Source organism: Kitasatospora sp. cg17-2 (genome assembly GCF_054031055.1).
On record NZ_CM132923.1, the window covers coordinates 5,928,723 to 5,945,805 of the forward strand.

The following is a 17,083-nucleotide window of genomic DNA, read 5'->3' on the forward strand; positions in this document are numbered from 1 at the left end:
CGGCAACCCGTACACCAGTGCGTCAGCCGTCCCGACCCCCCGGTCTCAGCCCTTCGCGGGGGTCGCCAGCGAGACCAGCACCAGCTTGGTCGACGTCCCGGTCGACTGCGGCTTCCAGCCGTCCTCGGACTTCGCCTTCCGCCAGATCCGGCCGTCGTAGGCGACGGTCTCGATGCCCAGCCGCTGCGCCTGGGTGACCGCCCAGTGGGCCACCGCCCAGCCGTTCTGCCGTTCGGCCTCCGGCCCGGAGTCGGTGGACGCGGTCGGGTCCGGGGTCAGCGAGACGGCGTTCTCGGCGCCCTTCACCGTGGAGGTGTAGTCGGCCGCCGGGGTCACCGTCCGGCCGAACTCGCGGCGCACCCGGTCGCTCAGCACCTGCGTCCGGTCCGGGCGGGCCGCCGCCGTCGCGCCGGTGGTCGGCGCGGCCCCGGCCGGGGCCGTCGAGGAGTCCTCCTCGTCGGTCTCCGGCGCCGTGAAGTCGTGCACCACGCAGTTCAGCGCGGCCGCCTCCCGGCCGGTCAGGGCCGAGGCCAGCAGGGTGGCCTTGGTCTCGTGCTTGGCGTAGGCCTGCGGGTAGCCGCTCTTCTGCACCTGCTGGGCCGCGTCGGTCAGCGGCAGCCGGGTGTAGCCGGGCACCTTCACCAGGCCGTCCAGGAACTTGTTGGTCGCGTAGACCGGGTCCATGATCTGCTGCACGGTGCCCCAGCCCTGCGAGGGCCGCTGCTGGAACAGGCCCACCGAGTCCCGGTCGCCGCCGGGCAGGTTGCGGATCTTGGACTCCTGCATCGCGGTGGCCAGCGAGATGGTCACCGCCCGGTCCGGCAGGCCGCGGGCGTGCGCGACGGCGGCGATGGTGGCGGCGTTGGCGGCCTGCGGGAGCTCCAGGGTCCCCTCGCCGGCCGGGGTCTTCACCGAGCAGCCCTCGGGCGTCAGCAGCTTCTGGTCGCGCAGCCAGTACAGCCCCACGGCGACCACGGTCAGCACCAGCAGCACGATCAGCACCGCGCGCACCGGCCTGCGGCGTCGCGGGGGCGCCGCGTCCCCGTCCCCGCCGCCGCTCTTCCGCCTGGCCACCGCCGCCCCTCTCCACCGAGCACCTCGAACCGACACCGTACCCACTCGGACGGGTGTGCGGCGGCGGACGGTTGCCCCCGGACGGCACCGAAGCCGTCACGGAGCTGCCACGGCCCGGAGCCGTCGGGGACCCGTCGGGGACCCGACGAGGACCCGTCCGGGATCCGTCCGCGACCGGGACGGGACTACGCTGGACGACCATGAGCAGCTCGAAGACGCCCCTTGACCTCACCCTCGACGGCGGCGCGCTGACCGCCCAGCTGGTCGACTTCCCCTCCGTCAGCGGCGACGAGCAGGCGCTCGCCGACGCCGTGGAGCACGCCCTGCGGGCCCTCCCGCACCTGACCGTCGACCGCTACGGCAACAACGTCGTCGCCCGCACGAACCTCGGCCGCGCCGAACGGGTCCTGCTCGCCGGCCACATCGACACCGTGCCGATCGCCGACAACCTGCCCTCCTGGGTCGAGGGCGACCTGCTCTTCGGCTGCGGCACCTCGGACATGAAGTCCGGCGTCGCCGTCCAGCTCCGGCTCGCGGCCACCCTGCCCGAGCCCAACCGGGACCTCACCTTCGTCTTCTACGACTGCGAGGAGGTGGAGGCCCACCGCAACGGCCTCGGCCACCTCGCCCAGGCCCACCCGGACTGGCTGGCCGCCGACTTCGCGGTGCTCATGGAGCCCAGCGGGGCGGTCGTCGAGGGCGGCTGCCAGGGCACCCTGCGCGCCCAGGTCAGGCTCACCGGCGTCCGGGCCCACTCGGCCCGCAGCTGGCTCGGCGACAACGCCATCCACCACGCCGGCGAGGTGCTGCGCCGGCTCTCCGAGTACCGGGCGCGCAAGGTCGACATCGACGGTCTGGAGTACCACGAGGGCCTCAACGCGGTGCGGATCGACGGCGGCGTGGCCGGCAACGTGATCCCCGACGAGTGCGTGGTGACGGTCAACTTCCGCTTCGCGCCGGACCGCGACGAGGCCGAGGCCGAGAAGCACGTCCGCGAGGTCCTCGACGGCTTCGAGGTCACCGTCACCGACTTCGCCCCGGGCGCGCTGCCCGGCCTCAACCAGCCGGCCGCCAAGGCCTTCCTCGCCGCCACCGGCGGCACCGCCCGCGCCAAGTTCGGCTGGACCGACGTGGCCCGGTTCAGCGCGCTCGGCGTCCCGGCGGTCAACTACGGCCCGGGCGACCCGAACATGGCGCACAAGCGGGACGAGCACTGCTCGCTGAGCGCGATCGCCGAGACCGAGGAGCGGCTGCGGGCCTGGCTGACGGCCTGAACCCGGCGGACGGCCGGACCGGTCCCGAGGCCGGTCCGACCGTCCGACCATCGGCCGAACGCCATCTTCCGGTTGCCCAACCGACCTTCCACCGTTGCCTGAAAAAGGGGAGGCAGGGGCGTAGGGTTTCGTCATGACAGGCACTGGAGACGAAAAGCACTACGGCCACGGTCCTGAGCAGGTGGGCGAGCCGCGCCCGAAGAAGGCGTGGCCCGAGAAGCAGAAGGGCCCGGTGCTGGTGCGCCGGGACCAGGTCGGCGAGAGCACCACGGACCAGCGGCTGCTGGACACCACCGGCCCGACCGACTGGCTGCACACCGACCCCTGGCGGGTCCTGCGCATCACCTCGGAGTTCGTCGAGGGCTTCGGCGCGCTCGCCGAACTCCCGCCCGCGATCAGTGTCTTCGGTTCCGCGCGGACTCCGGTCGACTCGTCCGAGTACGCCGCGGGCGTGGCGATCGGCCGGGCCCTGGTCGAGGCCGGCTTCGCGGTGATCACCGGTGGCGGCCCGGGCGCGATGGAGGCGGCCAACCGGGGTGCGTCGGACGCCGGCGGCCTCAGCGTCGGGCTCGGCATCGAGCTGCCCTTCGAGCAGGGGCTCAACGAGTTCGTCGACCTCGGGTTGAACTTCCGTTACTTCTTCGTCCGCAAGACGATGTTCGTGAAGTACTCGCAGGGCTTCGTCGTCCTGCCCGGCGGCCTCGGCACCCTGGACGAGCTGTTCGAGGCGCTCACCCTGGTGCAGACGAAGAAGGTCACCCGCTTCCCGGTGATCCTCTTCGGCAGCGCGTACTGGGGCGGACTGGTCGACTGGCTGCGGAACACCCTGGTCGCCCAGGGCAAGGCCGCCCCGCACGACCTGGAGCTCTTCCACGTGACCGACGACATCGACGAGGTCATGAAGATCCTCGCCGACGCCCGCCGGCCCGTGAACGAGATCTAGGCGCCTCCTAGGCCAGCCCCCGGCGGGCCACGGCCGGCGGGCGGGTGCCGCGGATCGAGGCGACCATGTCGAGCACCTGCCGGGTCTCCGCCACCTGGTGCACCCGGTACACCTGGGCGCCCAGCCAGGCGGAGACCGCCGTGGTCGCCAGGGTGCCGAGCAGCCGCTCGTCCACCGGCCGGTCCAGCGTCTCGCCGACGAAGTCCTTGTTCGACAGCGACACCAGCACCGGGAAGCCGGTCGCGGTCATCTCCGGCAGCCGCCGGGTCGCCTCCAGCGAGTGCCGGGTGTTCTTCCCGAAGTCGTGCCCCGGGTCGATCAGCACCGCGTCCCGCCGCACCCCCAGCTCCACCGCCCGCTCGGCCAGCCCGACGGTGACCCGCAGGATGTCCGCCATCACGTCCTGGTAGCCGGCCCGGTGCGGCCGGGTGCGCGGCTCCGCGCCGCCCGCGTGCGTGCAGACCAGCCCGACGTCGTGGCGGGCGGCCACCTCGGCCAGCCGCGGGTCCACCCCGCCCCAGGCGTCGTTCAGCAGGTCGGCGCCGACCTCGCAGACCGCCTCGCCGACCTCGTGCCGCCAGGTGTCCACACTGATCACGGCCCCGGGGTGGCGCTTGCGCAGCTCCGCCACGAACGGCACCGTGCGCCGCAGTTCCTCCTCGACGGTCACCTCGTCGCCCGGCCCGGCCTTCACCCCGCCGATGTCGAGGATCGCCGCGCCCTGCGCCATCGCGCGGTCGGCGGCCTCGAACGCGGCCTCGTCGGCGAAGGTCGATCCCTTGTCGAAGAACGAGTCCGGTGTGCGGTTGACGATCGCCATGATCACAAGCTCGTCGTCGCCGAATTCCCGTGGTCCCAGGCGCAGTGCCACCGATCTCTCCTTAACAGCTGCCGCGGGTGCGATGATGGCCCCCCCGGCCCATCGGGACCATGATCCCACTCCTGTCGGGGCCGGCCGGAGAATCGGGAGGACCGCTCGTGTTCTGGGTGATCGTGGTGGCCATGGCCGTAGTGGTCGGCGGTGCCGCGCTGGTGGCGCTGGGCGGCGGCGGTTCGCTGCCCGAGGCCGTGCAGGACCGGATCTCCGCCCGGCTGCCGCAGGACCGCCCGCTGGGCCGCGCCGACGTGGACGCGCTGCGTCTGCCGATGGCCCTGCGCGGCTACCGGATGGACGAGGTGGACGACGTCCTCGACCGGCTGGGCGCCGAACTCGCGCACCGGGACGACCGGATCGCCGAGCTGGAGGCGCTGGCCGCCGTGCGCGGCGCCGTCGAGGCGACCGACGGCCCCGAGTCCGGGGCCGAACCGCTGCCCGGCCTGGAGGAGTTCGCCCTGGTGGTCGAGCCCGCCGTCGCCCTCACCAAGTCCGCCGCGGCCCCCGCGCCCGGCGGCCCCGAGGACGCCGTGCCGGGCGGGGAGCGGTGAGCGCCGGCACCGGTGCCGTCCTGGGGGCGGACGGGCTGCGCCGCTGCGCCTGGGGCGATTCGGCGGACGACTACCGGGTCTACCACGACACCGAGTGGGGCCGCCCGGTGCGCGGCGACGACGCCCTGTTCGAGCGGGTCTGCCTGGAGGCCTTCCAGTCCGGCCTGTCCTGGATCACCATCCTGCGCCGCCGTGAGGGCTTCCGGGCCGCCTTCGCCGGCTTCTCGATCGCCGAGGTCGCCGAGTTCGGCCCCGCCGACGTCGAGCGGCTGCTCGCGGACACCGGGATCATCCGCAACCGGGCCAAGATCGAGGCCTCGATCGCCAACGCCCGGGTCGCCCGCGAACTCGACGGCGGACTGGACGCGCTGATCTGGGGGTTCGCCGGGGACCCGGACCGGCCGGCCCCCCGCACCCTGGACGAGGTGCCGGCCGTCACGCCCGAGTCGACGGCGCTCGCCAAGACCCTGAAGAAGGCCGGCTTCCGGTTCGTCGGCCCGACCACCGCGTACGCGCTGATGCAGGCCTGCGGGCTGGTGGACGACCACCTCGCCGACTGCCACGTCCGCACCGCGCCCGCGGGCCCGGCCCGGGGCTGAACCGGGGCCGGACCGGGGGCACGTGCGGGGTCAGCGGCCCAGGTAGGCCGGCTTCTCCTTGGCGATGAAGGCGCGGACCGCGATCCGGTGGTCCTCGCTCTCGCCGGCCAGGGTCTGCAGCTCGTCCTCCTTGTCGAGCAGCTCGCTCAGCGAGTGCGAGGCGCCGTACGCCAGCGACTCCTTGATCGCGCCGTAGGCCACCGTCGGGCCCTCGGCCAGCTCCTTGGCGAACACCCGGGCGGTGGCGGCCAGTTCGTCGGCCGGCACGACCTTGGTGGCCAGGCCGAGCTCCATCGCCTCGGCCGCCTTCACGGTGCGCGGCAGCATCAGCAGCTCGGTCGCCCGGGCGTGGCCGACCAGCCGCGGCAGGGTCCAGGAGGCCCCGGAGTCGGCGGTCAGCGCGATCCCGGCGAACGCGGTGTTGAAGCCCGCGGTGTCCGCCACGATCCGGAAGTCGCAGGCGAAGGCCAGCGACGCGCCCGCCCCGGCCGCCACCCCGCCGACCGCGGCCACCGTCGGCTTGCGCATCCCGGCCAGCGCCCGCAGCAGCGGGTTGTAGTGCTCGGCCACCGTCCGCAGCGCGCCCTCGCCGGTCTCCTCGGCCCGCTTCAGCATCCCCAGGTGCTCCTTGAGGTCCTGCCCGACGCAGAACGCCCGGTCGCCCGCGCCGGTCAGCAGCACCGCGCGCACGGCCGGGTCCTCGGCGGCGGCCGTCACGGTGTCACGCAGCGCCACCTTGGTGGCGACGTCCAGCGCGTTCATCGCCCCGGGGCGGTTGATCGTGATGACGGCCAGGCCGCCGTCCAGCTCGTACAGCACCGAATCGGACATGGACGGGAGCTCCCTTGCTCGTGGTCGTGGGCTGCCAGGATGCCGGAGCGCCGGGCCGCCTGGGGAGTGTGAGGTATCGCACCTTCCGATGGCGTACGGACCGGCGCCGCGCCGGGGCTTATGCCGGTTATTGGGAGGGAATGCGGCGGTCCGGACGAGGTTGCACCGAGAGTGATGTTGGTCATCAGGCCGTGGCATGCGGGATAATGGCTTCCGATCAATGCGTTCGATACCGGCGGTGGACGGACTGCCGGTGCGTAGCTGAGCGGTTGCAGGAAGGGGAACGAGCATGGCGGCCATGAAGCCGCGGACGGGTGACGGCCCGCTCGAAGTCACCAAAGAGGGGCGGGGCATCATCATGCGCGTTCCGCTCGAAGGCGGCGGACGCCTCGTGGTGGAGCTCACGCCCGACGAGGCCCACGCCCTCGGCGAGGCCCTGAAGAAGGCCTGCGGCTGACCGCAGCAGGTGCTCGCCATCTCCTGGAGATGTGCCGCCGGGCCCGGGACCGACCATCGCGTCGTCCCGGGCCCGGTGCGTTCCGGCCCCGGTACCGCGCCCGTCCCTCCGGGCCCCGCGGCCCCGGGCTCCGCGCCGCGGCTACCGCTTCACGGCGCAGAGCAGCCCGTCCGACACCGGCAGCAGCGCGGGCAGCAGGGCGTCGCTCTCCCGGACGTCCCGGACGAGGTCGCGCACCGACCTGGTCCGAGGGTCCTGGAGCTCCGGTTCGGCCAGTCGGCCCTCCTGGAACACGCCCTCGAAGCAGACCATCCCGCCCGGCCGCAGCAGCCGCAGCGACTCCTCCAGGTAGGCGCCGGACTCCGCCGGGTCCCCGTCGCAGAACACCAGGTCGTACTGGCCGTCGGCGAGCCTCGGCAGCACCTCCAGGGCCCGGCCCGGTATGAACCTCGACCGGTTGGCCGCGAACCCGGCGGCCTGGTAGGCCTCCTTCGCCAACTGCTGCCGCACCGGCTCCGAGTCGACGGTGGTGAGCACGCCGTCCGACCGCATCCCGCGCAGCAGGTACACCCCGGAGACGCCCGTCCCGGTGCCGATCTCGGCCACCGCCTTGGCGCCCAACGCGGCGGCCAGCAGCCGCAGACAGGCACCTCCGCTGGGGCCGATCGCCCTGATGCCGGTGCGCGCGGACTGCGCCCGGGCGTAGGTCAGCACCGCGTCCTCGCCGACGAAGGTGTCGGCGAGCGCCGCACGCGCGGGCCCGAACTCGCTGATGGCTGCCTCTTTCGGAGCCCCGGGTGGCGGCCCGGCGCCGAGCGGATGTCGATATTTCCTGCCACAGATTACTGGCCGGGCGGGAACCGCGTACGGCGGCGGGCCGTTGAGGGAGCAGGGACCGGGCGAACAGGACGTCCCGGACACCCTCCGGGAGCCGCTTCCGCGGGCCGGGCGGTGCCGCGGATACCGGACGCGGTCCCGGACACACTTCTTATCCGGGCTTGACGGGCGAGGTGGATATGGTGGTGGCCCTGCTGGGCAGAAGAGCCGACCGAGGAGGTGTGGCCGAGGGCGACGTCCCCGTGCGGCGGCATCTCCGCGGCACCTCGTCGGCCCGTACGCCGAAGCCCGTGATGAACCAGCCTGCGCACTCCACCCTGGACCAGCCGGCCGCCGCGCCCGAGGCGCCCGCCGGCACTGCCGAGGCCCCCGCCCTCGCGACCTTCGCCGAGGGCCCCGACGCGCAGACCTGGACTCCGCCCAGCTGGGAGGAGATCGTCGAGGCCCACAGTGCGCGCGTCTACCGTCTCGCCTACCGGCTGACCGGTAACCAGCACGACGCCGAGGACCTCACCCAGGAGGTCTTCGTCCGGGTCTTCCGTTCGCTGTCCACCTACACCCCCGGCACGTTCGAGGGCTGGCTGCACCGGATCACCACCAACCTCTTCCTGGACATGGTCCGCCGCCGTCAGCGCATCCGCTTCGACGCGCTCGGCGACGACGCGGCGGAGCGGCTCGCCTCCCGCGAGCCCAGCCCGGCCCAGCACTTCAGCGACACCCACTTCGACGCCGACGTCCAGCAGGCCCTGGACACCCTGGCGCCCGAGTTCCGTGCCGCCGTGGTGCTCTGCGACATCGAGGGCCTCTCCTACGAGGAGATCGCCGCCACCCTGGGCGTCAAGCTCGGCACCGTCCGCAGCCGCATCCACCGCGGCCGTTCGCACCTGCGCGCCGCGCTCAAGCACCGTGCCCCCGGCTCGGCCCCCGGCCGTGAGCGTCGCGGCGGCGGCGCCGAGGAGCAGCCCGTCCCGGTCGGCGCCGTCGCCGGCGAGGCCCCGGCCGCGCCGGGCGGGCGCGGCCGGAGGCGATCGTGAGCGGAACCGGCCGGTCCGGGGCGGGTCACCCGGACACCCCCGGCCGCACGGCCGCCCGCCGGGCCGGCTGGCCCGCGCTGGGCCGCCGGGGCCAGGACGGGCCGGGTGCGGCCGACGGGCCCGCGCTGCCGGCCGAGCCGGCCCTGCGCGCCGTCGCCGTCCGGTCGGTCGACCCCGCGGAGGAGCACCACCTCGGGGAGCGGCTGTCCGCCTTCGTCGACGGTGAACTCGGCCACGACTCGCGCGAGCGCGTCCAGGCCCATCTGGCGACCTGTCCGCAGTGCCTCGCCGAGGCCGACGAGGGCCGCGCGGTCAAGCACCTGCTGACCCGGACCGGCACACCCGGTCCGTCCTCCGGTCTGATGGCCCGGCTGATGGCCGTCGGCGCGCTCCCGGAGGACGAGCCGCAGCCGCGGGCCGACCGCCCGCGCCGGGACGACGACGACTTCCCCGGCGGCGGCGTGGCCGGCACCGGGACCCTCGGCGGCAGCCGGTTGAACGGCGGCTCCTTCGGTCGTGGCGCCGGCGCCTCCTTCGGCGGCGGCGCGCTCGGCGCCGACACCCCGGTGCCCGGGGTCGACCCGCGGGCCTTCGGCCGGGGCGGCGCGGTGCTGCGCCCGCTGATCGGACGCCGCACGGTCCGTCCGGACGCCCCGGTCCAGCCGCTGGCCGCGGCCGCGGCCGCGATCACCCCGGTGCTGCGGCCGGTCCCGCCGCGCGGCCGGCGCTTCGTCTTCGCCGCCGCCGGGGCCTTCTCGGTGGCCGCGGTGACGCTCGGCGGGGTCGGCGGCATCGCCGGCCCGGGCGAGGACCAGCACGGCACCGTGGTCAGCCCGGCCGGCAGCGGCGGCCGGGGCGGCATGGTCCCGATGAACGCCCAGGTGCCGGCGGCCGACCTGCCGGTCCGCCCGGTGGCGGTCACCCGGGGCGCGATGCCGCCGCACGACCTCCCCGAGCGCACACCGAGCTCGGGCGTGGCCGGTCTGCACCACGAGAACAGATAGACCTCACCGGACCCTTCGGGGCCCCGGTCATCGGCGGGTCTTCACCACGGCTTCATCACACCGGGGGTCATGGACCCGCCGATGGCCATTACGCTGTGGGGAGCGTTTGTCCGATCCGCTCGCGACCGTAGGGAGCTTTGGTGTTCAGTGACGTGGGCACACTGGAGGTCCTGACCCTGGCCATCATGGCCATCGTGATCTTCGGTCCGGACAAGCTGCCGAAGCTGATCCAGGACACCATGGGGTTCATCCGGAAGATCCGGTCCTTCGCGGACACCGCGAAGGAGGACATCCGCAGCGAGCTGGGTCCCGAGTTCAAGGACTTCGAGTTCGAGGACCTCAACCCGAAGACCTTCGTCCGCAAGCAGCTGATGGGCGGCGAGGAGGACCCGCTGGGCCTCAAGGACATGCGGGAGTCCCTGGACATCCGCTCGGTGCTGGACGACAAGCCGGCCGCCCCGGCCAACGGGCACGGCCGCAACGGCAGCGTCTCCTTCGACAAGCCCGCCGCCGCCCCGGCCGCCGCGACCGCCGGCGCCCCCCTCACTCCGGGCGAGCGCCCCCCGTTCGACCCCGACGCGACCTGACCCCTCCGCGGTCCCGAGGCGCCCCCGGCGTCGTTCCGCCGCGTCCTTCTCGCCCCGCCGAACCGCACGGCTGAGCGGGTCCCGGGCGGGTGCGCCGCTATTGTGCTGATTGTTCCCGCTGTGCCGTCCGTCACTTCCGGTCCCTTCCGGGCCCGAGTCGGTCGGCGGGGGCGCCGGGGTACGCCACGATGGGAGCGCACCACGGCAGGCAAACGTCGTTGAGGAGGCCCCGGGGATGGACGCGACGAGTCAGGCGGTGGGAACGGCCAAGGCCGGCGGACCCATGGTCGGCGGACAGGCCGGCCCGGCGGACCCGCTGGTGCCGTACCTGTCCGCGGACTTCCCCTGGTACGGCCTGGACGACGGCTGGTCCGGCCGCCGCTTCCTGCTGCCGAGCGGCTTCGGCGGCCCGCGCTCCGGTGCCCACGGCACCGTCGACTACGGCAGCCTGGGCCACGGCGAGGAGCCGGCCCGTCAGTACGAGCCGCGCGACATGCGCAAGTTCGCGGTGGCCGTCACCGTCGCCCGCCGGGACAGCCGGCGCAGCGCCGACAACACCGGCACCCTGGAGGCCACCTCCGCCGCCTCGGCGGCCTGGCTGGCCGGCTCCGGCCTGCTGGCCGCGACCTGGCCGGGGCAGCTGGACCGCGCGCTGCGGCAGGACTGGCTGGACCAGCAGTCCTCGCTCGCCTGGGACCTCGCCGACGACCTGGACGGCCCCGGCTGGTCCACCCTCAGCCTCCCGGTGAACGGCCTGCCGCAGCCCTTCCGCTACCGCGAGTCCGAGTACGGCTGGGTCCTGGCCGGCGAGGCCCCCGGCGTCCTGCTGGGCGCCTACGGCCGCGGCATCAGCGCCTACGGCGCCGGCTTCGCCACCGTCCCCGACCTCACCGCCTACACCCGCCCGTAGGCAGCGCCCCGCGCGCACCACAGCGCCCCGCGCACACGACAGGGGCCCGCCGGTCCGAACCGGCGGGCCCCTGTCGTCGTGTCAGAACTTGTTCAAGTCAGCCCAGTTGGGCTCTGACCTGCCACGATGAGGCCCTAGCCGATCTCCTGGGCCGTCTCCGGGCCGTCAGCCGTCTCGGGGCCCTCCCCGAAGGCGGAGTCGACGGCCTCCTTGGTGCGCTTCTCGCTGCTGGGCATGAGGTGGGTGTAGGTCCGGAGCGTGAAGCCCGGGTCGTGGTGCCCCAGGTACTCGCTCAGGGCCTTGATGCTCTCCCCGGCGTCCAGCAGTACCGAGGCGTAGAAGTGCCGCAGCGCGTGCATCCCGTTCTCCCGGCCGGGCTGGGTGCCGGCCGTGGTGAGGGCCGGGTGCCAGACGTCCCGGTTGAAGCGGTTGCGGTTCAGCTGCCGGGCCTTGCCGTCGACGAACAACAGCTCCGCCGTGGTCGGAGGCCCGTCGATGTCGCGCCACGGGAGCGTGACGGGCACCGGGGCGTGCACCGAGAGGTGCGCCCGCAGGGCCCGCGCGACCGAGGCGGGCAACGGCACCTTGCGGGTCTTGTTGCCCTTCGGCAGGGAGAACACCGGGCGGTTCCGGATCAGCCGGACCTGCCGGTTCACATGCACCACGCCCTCGGTGAAGTCGACGTCGCCGACGGCCAGGCCGAAGATCTCCCCCTGCCGCAGACCGCAGCCGCCGGCCAGGTCGACCATCGGCCGGTAGTTCGCCGGGAACGTCGCCCGCACGGCCAGCACCCGTTCCCGGACCCACGGGACCAGGCGGCGCGGGGCCAGCTTCGGGGGCCGGACCGACGTCGACCGGCACGGGTTGTTCGGGATCAGCCGATCCTCCACCGCCGCCGTGAGCATGGTTCCGAGGTTGGCGAACACCACCCGCTGAGAGGCAGGGGAGAGCCCGTGCTCGGCAAGCGTCACCAGCCACTCGCGGATGTCCGACGGCCGGAGCGAGCTGAGCGGCCGGGTGCCGAGGTGCGGCACCACGTGCAGCCGGATCCGCTGCTCGGTGCTGACGAACGACTGCGGGTCCATGCTGAGCGACGCCAGCCACTTCTCCGCGTGCTGCTTCACGGTGACCCGCCCCGCGTTCGGGTCGATGAACTGGCCGCGCGCCATGTCCGCCTCGACCTGGGCGAGCCACTGATCGGCCTGCCGCTTCTGGCGGTCGGGGAAGCTCTTGCTCTTCTCGGTGCCGTCGGGGCCGATGTAGCGGGCGCGGTAGCGCTTGCCGGTGCCGTAGCGGTCGGTGCGGACGCGCTGCGGCTTTCCATCGGGGCCGGTCTCGGCCTTGTACCAGCGGTCTTGAATGTGGCCGGCCATGGGCCGCTCCTCGAGGTCGAAGGGTGGGTGTGGGCGGGCAGGGAGGGAGGCGCCCGGGGCGGTGGTGGGCGGTGGATCCGGGTGTGCGGGAGGGTGCGTGGGTGCCTCCCTGCCTCCCTGTGGCGGTGTTGCTGCTGATCAGGGGCTGTGTGGTGGTCAGGGAGGCGGGGAGGGAGTTCTCCCTGCCTCCCTGGCGGGTCCCTGGTGGTTCAGGCGGCGTCGCGGGTCTGTTCGGTGACCCATTGGGCGACGGCGTCGGGGTGGTAGCGGAGGTGGCGGCCGACGCGGAAGGCGGGCGGGCCGGTGCGCTTGCGGCGCCACTGGTAGAGGGTTTCGAGCGGGACGGCGAAGAGGGAGGCGACGTCCTCGGGGGTGAGGAAACGGGCGGGGAGGGCGGTCACGGCGGGTCGGGTGGCGGCGGGGGTGCTGCGGTTGGCCACGGGCCTCTCCTCGGGGCGGTTGCGGCGGGTTTCGGGCCGGGTGTCAGGGGGGTGGTGTCAGGTGCCGTCAGCGGCGGTCTGACACCGGGTCTGCCTAGGGGTTCGGGTGTCAGTGGGTGTCAGGTGTCAGGGGTGTCAGAGCGGCTGGCGGCGGCCGGGGCGGGGCCTGGTGCCTAGCGATCGGGAGCGGGGTGCCGGGCCGGGCTGCGGGCGTTTCCGGGGGTTCGGCCGACGGGGGCGCTAGACGCTAGGTGGCTGGTCGGGGGCGGCTTTGCTCGCTAGCGGGCTTGCTAGGTCTAGCGAGGGTGGACGCTAGGCGCGGCGGCGGTTCCGGGCCCGTCCGGTGTGCGGCGGGGCTTTGCGCGGTGGCTGTGCTGTCCTAGGCGCGGATTTCTGCGTCACCGCGACACCAGCGTCACGCAGGGCCTCTGACCTGCTGTTTTGCGGTGACGCAGCGCCTTTGGGAATCGAGCCCTGCGTCACCGGGTGACGCGGGCTGCGTCCATGCCCATGACGCGCGACGGCTCCCGTTGGCGTGGGTTGTCCGAGGTGCGGATTTCTGCGTCATTGCGACATCAGCGTCATGCGGGCCTGTGACCTGGGGTTTTGGATGACGCAGTGGCCGGGCTCTGCGTCATCGGTGCGTCATGGGCTGCGTCATGGCATGTCGCACATGTCGCACATGTCGCAGCGGCTGCCGTCTGCGTCATGGTCGTTGGTGCAGGTCAGGGGCCGTTTTCCGGCCCGCATGACGTACATGTCGCAGTGTTCCCCTACTTAGGAAAGAAGGAGGGGCTGTTGTAGGTGGGCGTGTCTTGCGGCGTGGTGCCGGGTGGTGACGCAGACCGCGTTGGCGGGTGACGCGGTGACGCAGAGGTGACGCAGGAGCGGCCGTCTGCGTCACCCTTGTTGTCGCAGGTCAGAGGCCGTCTTTGGGCCCGGGGTGACGCGGTGACGCAGAGCTTCCCTTCTTAGGAAAAAAGGAGGGGCTGTTCTGGTACTGGGCGCGCGCCTCAGGGCGTGATGAGGAGCCGCTGCGCGGCACGACCTTCGGCGGCTTCGCCGAACAGCAAGAGGAGCACCCGGCGCCGGGGAGCCCGGTGCTCTTCTTGCTTGTCCGCCTGCGCCGGACGGCGGTGGGCTCAGCTGCGGGGCGTGGTCCAGGGGGACCGCTCCCGGCTGCTGGACGGAGCTGCGGCGGCGACGGCGGACAGGCCGGCGGGCAGTCCGGTGGCGGCCAGGTAGGCGCGGAAGGCGTCGCGGGGGATGCGGACCTGGCCCCGGCCGGTGCCGACCCGGTAGGAGTCCAGGCGTCCGCTGCGGGCCATGCGCCACACGGTCTCCTGCGACAGCCTCAGGGCGAATGCGACCTGGGGCACCGTCAGATAGTCCGTCGGGTCCGGGTCGGGGTTCGCGAGCGGGGTCGGGTCGGCGGTCGTCGGTGGGGTGTTCATGTGGGTCTCCTCGGTCGGGTGGCGGGTCGGGAATGGGGGCGGGCTGGATGCTCACCGACGCTCACGGGTGCTCACGACGGTGGCGTCCACGGTTCACGTGGGTGCCGGTCTCGGGGCCGGGGGCGGCGGTTCAGGGGAGCGGGAGTCGGCCCCGCTCATGGGTCGGGAGTCGGGCTGGAAGTCGGGGTGTTCACCGGTGAACGGTCGGGTGGTTCGCCGGTGAGCGGGTCGGCTGTCGGTCGGGTCGTGGCCGCTGGTCAGTGGGCGACCGATGCAGTTCCGTAAAGGGTGGGAAGCGCTTCCGGGAACGTGGGAACGGTCGGCGGGAACGCCGGGAACGGTCCCGTGAGCGACGGTGAGCGGTCGGGTGTCCATCGGGCCGGTCGGGTGCCGGGGGGTCGGCCGACCGGGGGCTGAACCGCATGCCGCCGGTCGGCCAGGTGAGCGGTCGGTGAGCACCCGTGGGCGCTCACCTTGGGAGGTTCAGATGGTGGCGAGCCGGAGGGTGTTCGCCAGCGGCTCGACGGTCGGCTGCGGGGCGGTGGCGCCGAACGTGCGGGTCACGGCTTCGGCCACCAGTCGGGTGTAGGCGTGGAACGGCCGACGCGGGTGGGAGAGGGCGGTGCGGGCCAGCTCCGCGTACTCCTCGATCTGGCGCATGTCGGAGTTGATCAGCCCGAACTGCAGGGCCTCCGCCAGCGTGTCGGACTCCAGCAGGTCCGAGGCGGTCAGCATCATCTCCGGCTGGAAGGCCAGCAGGCCCACCATGTCGAAGAACCGCAGCGCCATCGACACCCGCACCGACAGGCGCGGCTCGGTCTCGCCCGGGTCCGCCTCACCGAACAGCGAGACGTTCTCCTTCACCGCGTCGATGGTCAGGACCGGCGGAATGGTGAGCGAAGCGTGCATGATGGAACTCCCTTCACTGGGGCATGGAGCGGCGACTGACTTGGCGGTTAGGGCGCCGCTCCCTGCATTTCTGCTTGGCTTCTGCTGAGACCTAGAGTGCTCTAGCTCGCTCTAGCATGTCAAGCGATCGGCCTAGGTGTGTTAGTGCACTTAGGGAGGTAGCCTGAGTGGCATGACTCTGGTTCATGACGAGAGGCCGCCGTATGTGCAGGTGGCCGACACCATCCGGGCCGAGATCGCCTCGGGGGAGCATCAGCCTGGTGGCAAGCTGCCATCGGTGAAGAAGCTGGCGGAGCGATTCGGCATCGCCGACATGACCGTGCAGTCCGGCCTTCGCGTGCTGCGGGAGGAGGGGCTCATCGTGTCGAGCCCCGGGCGTGGGACCTTCGTTCGTAGCGATGTGGACCTGTCGGCCGTCGCTGTTGGCGTGCCGCGCGCCGAGGATGACGTTCGCCTCCTGGTGGAACATCTCACCTCCCAGGTGGAGCAACTGGCGGCCCGGATAGAGGAACTTGAGCGGCGCGTACCTGCGTCGTCCGTTCCTGACTAACCATCGGATAACCGCGAGTGCGCAACCAGTGACAAGGGCAGGGGGTCACTGGTGACAGGGCTGGTGTCATTGCCCTGTCACCCCCTGCTGTCCAGGGCCTTTGCAGTGCAAGACTCAGTGCAGGCACCACCCTTAGGGAGGGCACCATGAGCTTGGACAGGCCCCCGTGGGCGCGACGCATGACGGCGGAGCGAGACGCGCGGGAGTGGTCGCAGACGGATGCGATCAAGGCCCTGCGGGCGCACACGCTCGAGGAGCTGCCCGCCAACGCGAGCTTGCTGCGGCAGTGGAAGCGCTGGGAGTCGGGGGAGGTCATGCCGAACGACTTCTACCAGCCGATCATCGCTGCCACCTTCGGCACGGTGACGCATGCGCTGTTCCCTCTCAGTGGCCGGCGGGATGGCAATGCGGAGATTGCCTTGGCCAGCGGCATGGAGACGCTCGACATCATCAGTCGACTGCAGGCGTCGGACGTGGACAACGCCACCCTGGACGCGCTCCGAATCACGACCGATCGGCTCTGCTCGGAGTACGCCCAGCTCCCTCCGGACCAACTGGCGATTGAGGGTCGCCAGTGGCTGAAGCGGGTCACGGCACTCCGATCTCAGCGGTTGACCCTTGCCCAACATCGGGAGGTGCTCGCTCAGGCCGGATGGTTGGCGCTGTTGGTGGGCTGCGTCGAGTACGACATGGGTGACCGTCGTGCGGCCGAGTCCACCCGCCGTGCGGCGCTGTCCCTCGGGGCCGAGGCTGAGCACGCCGGAATTCAGGGCTGGGCTCACGAGATGCGGGCCTGGTTCGCGGTCACGGCGGGGGACTACCGCGGCGTGCTCGCAGCGTCGAACGCGGGCTCCGAGGTGGCTGCCCGCCAGGGCGTCGCCGTGCAGCTCGCTGCACAGGAGGCGAAGGCGTGGGCGCGGCTGGGCGATCGCCGACAGGCCGAGGTGGCGTTGGACCGTGGCCGGCGCCTGCTCGAAGGACTGCCGTACCCCGACAACCTGGACAATCACTTCGTGGTGGACCCGGCGAAGTACGACTTCTACGCCATGGACTGCTACCGACTGCTCGGGGAGAACCGGCTTGCCCGGACCCTGGCAGAGGAAGTGATCCGGGCCAGCACCGACTACGACGGCACCGAGCGGTCGCCCATGCGGATCGCCGAAGCCCGGCTGACGCTCGGCGTGGTGGCGGCTCGGGAGGGGGACCTCGAGGGCGCCGTGAACTACGGGGAGTGGGCCCTCCGGGGAGAGCGCCAGTCGTTGCCGTCCATCCTTGCGGTCAGTCGGGAACTGGCCTCCGTGGTCAGCAAGCAGTACGCGGAGGCGCCCGAGACGCGCTCGTACTTGGACCACCTGAACACCCTGTCCAGGCTCGGCGGGTAG

The 17,083-nt window shown here is 72.7% G+C and carries 19 protein-coding genes; 11 read left to right on the plus strand and 8 right to left on the minus strand.

Annotation, left to right across the window (positions count from 1 at the left end):
• Positions 1–45 precede the first annotated feature (45 nt).
• Positions 46–1,074, minus strand: a complete 1,029-nt coding sequence (locus tag ACW14Y_RS25035) for a hypothetical protein (protein WP_456983587.1) — start codon at positions 1,072–1,074, stop codon at positions 46–48.
• Between the two features lie 200 nt (positions 1,075–1,274).
• Here ACW14Y_RS25035 and dapE point away from each other — a divergent pair, with 200 nt between their 5' ends.
• Positions 1,275–2,348: a succinyl-diaminopimelate desuccinylase gene (dapE, locus tag ACW14Y_RS25040; protein WP_380305255.1), complete on the plus strand. Its 1,074-nt coding sequence runs from the start codon at positions 1,275–1,277 to the stop codon at positions 2,346–2,348.
• A 133-nt stretch (positions 2,349–2,481) separates the two neighbouring features.
• Positions 2,482–3,291, plus strand: a complete 810-nt coding sequence (locus ACW14Y_RS25045) for an LOG family protein (RefSeq protein ID WP_380305253.1) — start codon at positions 2,482–2,484, stop codon at positions 3,289–3,291.
• A 7-nt stretch (positions 3,292–3,298) separates the two neighbouring features.
• On the opposite strand, the gene folP is transcribed toward ACW14Y_RS25045, so the two are convergent.
• Positions 3,299–4,111, minus strand: coding sequence for a dihydropteroate synthase (gene folP, locus ACW14Y_RS25050; protein WP_375921806.1), 813 nt, complete (start codon positions 4,109–4,111; stop codon positions 3,299–3,301).
• Between the two features lie 158 nt (positions 4,112–4,269).
• Between folP and ACW14Y_RS25055 the strand changes: the two genes are divergently transcribed.
• Both ACW14Y_RS25055 and ACW14Y_RS25060 read left to right on the plus strand, forming a co-directional pair.
• Positions 4,270–4,716, plus strand: coding sequence for a DivIVA domain-containing protein (locus ACW14Y_RS25055; RefSeq protein WP_380305251.1), 447 nt, complete (start codon positions 4,270–4,272; stop codon positions 4,714–4,716).
• The gene (locus tag ACW14Y_RS25060) at positions 4,713–5,315 is read left to right on the plus strand and encodes a DNA-3-methyladenine glycosylase I (RefSeq protein ID WP_380305249.1); all 603 of its coding nucleotides are present in this window, start codon (positions 4,713–4,715) and stop codon (positions 5,313–5,315) included. The genes ACW14Y_RS25055 and ACW14Y_RS25060 overlap by 4 nt, the downstream gene beginning before the upstream one ends.
• A gap of 30 nt (positions 5,316–5,345) precedes the next feature.
• Here the strand turns inward: ACW14Y_RS25060 and ACW14Y_RS25065 are convergent, their stop codons facing one another.
• Positions 5,346–6,146, minus strand: coding sequence for an enoyl-CoA hydratase-related protein (locus ACW14Y_RS25065; RefSeq protein ID WP_380384948.1), 801 nt, complete (start codon positions 6,144–6,146; stop codon positions 5,346–5,348).
• 289 nt (positions 6,147–6,435) lie between these two features.
• Between ACW14Y_RS25065 and ACW14Y_RS25070 the strand changes: the two genes are divergently transcribed.
• Positions 6,436–6,603: a DUF3117 domain-containing protein gene (locus tag ACW14Y_RS25070; RefSeq protein WP_078880497.1), complete on the plus strand. Its 168-nt coding sequence runs from the start codon at positions 6,436–6,438 to the stop codon at positions 6,601–6,603.
• Positions 6,604–6,744: 141 nt separating this feature from the next.
• Here the strand turns inward: ACW14Y_RS25070 and ACW14Y_RS25075 are convergent, their stop codons facing one another.
• Complete coding sequence (locus ACW14Y_RS25075; protein WP_093864916.1) at positions 6,745–7,377, minus strand: O-methyltransferase; 633 nt, start codon at positions 7,375–7,377, stop codon at positions 6,745–6,747.
• A gap of 242 nt (positions 7,378–7,619) precedes the next feature.
• On the opposite strand from ACW14Y_RS25075, the gene sigE reads away from it, so the two are divergent.
• From sigE to ACW14Y_RS25095, 4 genes are all read left to right on the plus strand, one after another.
• Positions 7,620–8,474, plus strand: coding sequence for an RNA polymerase sigma factor SigE (gene sigE / locus ACW14Y_RS25080; protein ID WP_340635704.1), 855 nt, complete (start codon positions 7,620–7,622; stop codon positions 8,472–8,474).
• Positions 8,471–9,478, plus strand: a complete 1,008-nt coding sequence (locus ACW14Y_RS25085) for a zf-HC2 domain-containing protein (protein WP_380384951.1) — start codon at positions 8,471–8,473, stop codon at positions 9,476–9,478. Before sigE ends, ACW14Y_RS25085 begins: the two co-directional genes overlap by 4 nt.
• Positions 9,479–9,618: 140 nt before the next feature.
• On the plus strand, positions 9,619–10,065 hold the full coding sequence (locus ACW14Y_RS25090) for a sec-independent translocase (protein WP_380305244.1): 447 nt from the start codon (positions 9,619–9,621) through the stop codon (positions 10,063–10,065).
• Positions 10,066–10,300: 235 nt separating this feature from the next.
• Complete coding sequence (locus ACW14Y_RS25095) at positions 10,301–10,975, plus strand: hypothetical protein (protein ID WP_266271339.1); 675 nt, start codon at positions 10,301–10,303, stop codon at positions 10,973–10,975.
• A gap of 134 nt (positions 10,976–11,109) precedes the next feature.
• Here the strand turns inward: ACW14Y_RS25095 and ACW14Y_RS25100 are convergent, their stop codons facing one another.
• The 4 genes from ACW14Y_RS25100 to ACW14Y_RS25115 all read right to left on the minus strand — a co-directional run bounded on the left by ACW14Y_RS25100 (position 11,110) and on the right by ACW14Y_RS25115 (position 15,151).
• Entirely contained in the window at positions 11,110–12,348 is a 1,239-nt protein-coding gene (locus ACW14Y_RS25100) for a tyrosine-type recombinase/integrase (protein ID WP_456983588.1), read from the minus strand.
• A 209-nt stretch (positions 12,349–12,557) separates the two neighbouring features.
• Positions 12,558–12,788, minus strand: coding sequence for a helix-turn-helix domain-containing protein (locus ACW14Y_RS25105; RefSeq protein WP_266274495.1), 231 nt, complete (start codon positions 12,786–12,788; stop codon positions 12,558–12,560).
• A 1,142-nt stretch (positions 12,789–13,930) separates the two neighbouring features.
• A complete protein-coding gene (locus tag ACW14Y_RS25110) occupies positions 13,931–14,242 on the minus strand; it encodes a helix-turn-helix domain-containing protein (protein WP_456983589.1) in 312 nt (103 codons plus the stop codon).
• A 483-nt stretch (positions 14,243–14,725) separates the two neighbouring features.
• Positions 14,726–15,151 carry a hypothetical protein gene (locus tag ACW14Y_RS25115; protein WP_456983590.1) on the minus strand — a complete coding sequence of 142 codons (426 nt, stop codon included), beginning with the start codon at positions 15,149–15,151 and terminating at the stop codon, positions 14,726–14,728.
• 172 nt (positions 15,152–15,323) lie between these two features.
• Here ACW14Y_RS25115 and ACW14Y_RS25120 point away from each other — a divergent pair, with 172 nt between their 5' ends.
• Both ACW14Y_RS25120 and ACW14Y_RS25125 read left to right on the plus strand, forming a co-directional pair.
• Positions 15,324–15,701, plus strand: coding sequence for a GntR family transcriptional regulator (locus tag ACW14Y_RS25120; RefSeq protein WP_456983591.1), 378 nt, complete (start codon positions 15,324–15,326; stop codon positions 15,699–15,701).
• A gap of 146 nt (positions 15,702–15,847) precedes the next feature.
• Entirely contained in the window at positions 15,848–17,083 is a 1,236-nt protein-coding gene (locus ACW14Y_RS25125) for an XRE family transcriptional regulator (protein WP_456983592.1), read from the plus strand.